Consider the following 3,020-nt stretch of genomic DNA (forward strand, 5'->3'; position numbering starts at 1 on the left):
CAAATTATTTATTGTAGAACCGTCATTCAGTGCGATAAAGTTTACTTGTTTGCTACCTCTGCGGGTGCGAACCCATCCTTTCACATTGACCATAGCGCCGATATCCGTACGCTTCAACAGATCAACAATTTTTGTTCTACCAATCTTTTCCATTTAACTTATTCTTTTTAGATACAAGAAGACGAGGTTTAAAACGCAAGATTCATTTTTTCCTGCTTTCTTTCCCCGTCCTCTGTCAAGTTGTTATTTATTAACTTATTATTCAAACGAACCCATGCGGAGGTAGTTTACTTCTGCTTCCGACAGGTAACGCCAGTCTCCGCGACGCAAACCTTTTTTAGTCAGTCCGGCGAAGAATACACGGTCGAGTTTTACTACTTTATAACCCAGTGATTCGAAAATACGGCGAACGATACGGTTCTTACCGGAGTGAATTTCGATACCTACCTGGTCTTTCTTGAAATCATCGGTATAGCTGATAGCGTCTGCATGGATTTCACCGTCTTCCAACTGGATGCCGGCTGCAATCTGATCCATATCCGCTTTTGTCAGGTTCTTGTCCAGATGAACATGATAAATTTTCTTTTTCAGAAATTTCGGATGTGTCAGCTTGGAAGCCAAGTCACCGTCATTTGTCAGTAACAGTACACCAGTCGTGTTACGGTCAAGACGTCCTACCGGATAGATACGTTCGTTACAAGCGCCTTTTACCAAATCCATTACCGTACGGCGCTCCTGCGGATCATCCGATGTGGTAACAGTATCTTTCGGCTTATTCAGCAATACATATACCTTACGTTCGATGCTAACCGGTTCATCGTGGAATTTCACGACATCCGAGCGTTTGATTTTTGTACCCAATTCAGTAACAACTTCACCATTTACAGAAACCACACCTGCTGTAATAAATTCATCAGCCTCACGACGTGAACAAACACCGGCATTAGCCAGGAATTTATTCAGACGAATCGGTTCGTTCGGGTCAACAAACTGTTCCTTGTACTCGATTTGTTTCTTTATGCTATATTTAGCATTCGGGTCATAATCGCCGGTACGTGGACGAGGACGGTAACCGCCCTGACGGTCATTATTGAATCTCGGACGATAGCCACCACCGTTGTTGCTGCGATAGCCTCCACTTTCGCCACTATTGAAGCGAGGACGATACGGGCGGTCACCACCTTCGCGGTTGTAAGGACGCTGAGGACGGTCGCCACCTTCACCACTATTGAAACGGGGACGATACGGACGATCACCATAAGAGCGTTGTTCGCCGCCTTCACGGTTGTAAGGACGCTGAGGACGGTCGCTGCCGTCAGAATTCGGATTAAATCTCGGACGATACGGACGATCGATTGTAGGAAGGGCGTTGAGGACGATCACCATAAGAACCACCTTCGCGGTTGTAAGGACGTTGCGGACGGTCGCCACCTTCACTATTGTTATTGAAGCGAGGACGATACGGACGATCACCGCCTTCACGATTGTAAGAAGGACGTTGCGGACGGTCGCCATAAGAGCGATCACCATACGAACGCTGTGGGCGTTCGCCCCCTTCATTGTTGGCATTAAATCTCGGGCGATACGGACGATCCCCACCTTCACGGTTGTAAGAAGGACGATACGGACGTTCTCCTCCCTCTCTGTTGTACGACCTGTTACCATCACGGCCGGCACCTCATTTTTTTATTCGAATAAAATTAGACTTTGGCCTCACGGCCTATTTAAAAAACACGTTTATTGTATAAGTAAACAATTAAAGCCCCGTATAAGTATGCGGAGTAATTGCTCTTAACTCTTTTTTAATATCTTCGTTTACATTCAGTTCTTCGATAAACTCTTTGATAGAATTTTCCGTAATCGCCTGATTTGTCCGCGTCAAAGCTTTCAACGCTTCATACGGATGCGGATAAGCCTCACGGCGCAGGATTGTCTGGATAGCCTCAGCTACTACGCTCCAGCAGTTATCCAAATCACGGTAAATAGCCGGTTCATTCAATAATAGTTTGCGAAGTCCTTTCAAAGAACTCTGAATTGCAATCACAATATGCCCGAAAGGTACGCCTACATTACGCAGAACGGTAGAGTCGGTCAAATCACGCTGCAAACGGGAAACCGGAAGCTTCACAGCCAAATGTTCCAGAATGGAAGTGGCGATCCCCAAGTTTCCTTCCGCATTTTCGAAGTCAATCGGGTTCACTTTGTGCGGCATTGCGCTCGAACCGACTTCTCCGGCTTTTATCTTCTGTTTGAAATACTCCATAGAGATATATTGCCAGAAGTCCCGGTTCATATCTACCATTATAGTATTGATACGCTTCATTGCATCAAAAACAGCAGAGAGGTTATCATAGTTTGAAATCTGAGTCGTATATTCTTCACGTTCCAGTCCCAGTTTTTCTGCAACGAAACGATTACCGAACTGTTTCCAGTCATACTGAGGATATGCCACATGATGTGCATTGTAATTGCCGGTAGCACCGCCAAACTTAGCGGTAATCGGGCAAGCCTTCAACATAGCCAGCTGACGTTCCAAGCGGTAAACGAATACCATTACTTCTTTACCTAAACGGGTAGGAGAAGCCGGCTGACCGTGTGTTGCATAAGTTTTTAACTGTGCAATCAGTTCTTCAATCAACGGATAATACACTTTATCGAGCGCTTCCTTGATAGAAAGAGGAACAGACGTATTGTTTATATCCTGAGAAGTCAGTCCGAAGTGAATGAATTCCTTATAGTCATCCATCCCCTCCATTTTGTCAAATTCTTCTTTCAGGAAGTATTCTACGGCCTTCACATCATGATTGGTTACACTTTCGATATCTTTAATACGCTGTGCATCTGCTTCCGAAAAGTTACGGTAAATATTACGCAGAGTTTCAAACACACTGTTATCGATTCCTTTTAATTGCGGCAAAGGGAGTTCGCACAAGGTGATAAAGTATTCCACCTCTACCTGTACACGGTATTTAATCAGTGCAAATTCAGAGAAATAAGCTGCCAAAGCTTTAGTTTTGCCT

3 pseudogenes (1 of these 3 running past the window's edge) are annotated in these 3,020 nt (G+C 44.8%); all 3 read right to left on the minus strand.

Going from position 1 to position 3,020, the window contains the following annotated elements:
* Positions 1–153: pseudogene (locus tag BHV72_RS05945) on the minus strand (asparagine--tRNA ligase); the annotation flags it as partial.
* 105 nt (positions 154–258) lie between these two features.
* Positions 259–1,678, minus strand: a pseudogene (locus tag BHV72_RS05950) (pseudouridine synthase); the annotation flags it as partial.
* Between the two features lie 78 nt (positions 1,679–1,756).
* A pseudogene (gene purB, locus BHV72_RS05955) lies at positions 1,757–3,020 on the minus strand (adenylosuccinate lyase); it runs 51 nt beyond the window's last position.

The sequence above is a fragment of the Bacteroides sp. 43_46 genome, assembly GCF_001915455.1.
Taxonomy (GTDB): Bacteria; Bacteroidota; Bacteroidia; order Bacteroidales; family Bacteroidaceae; genus Bacteroides; species Bacteroides caccae.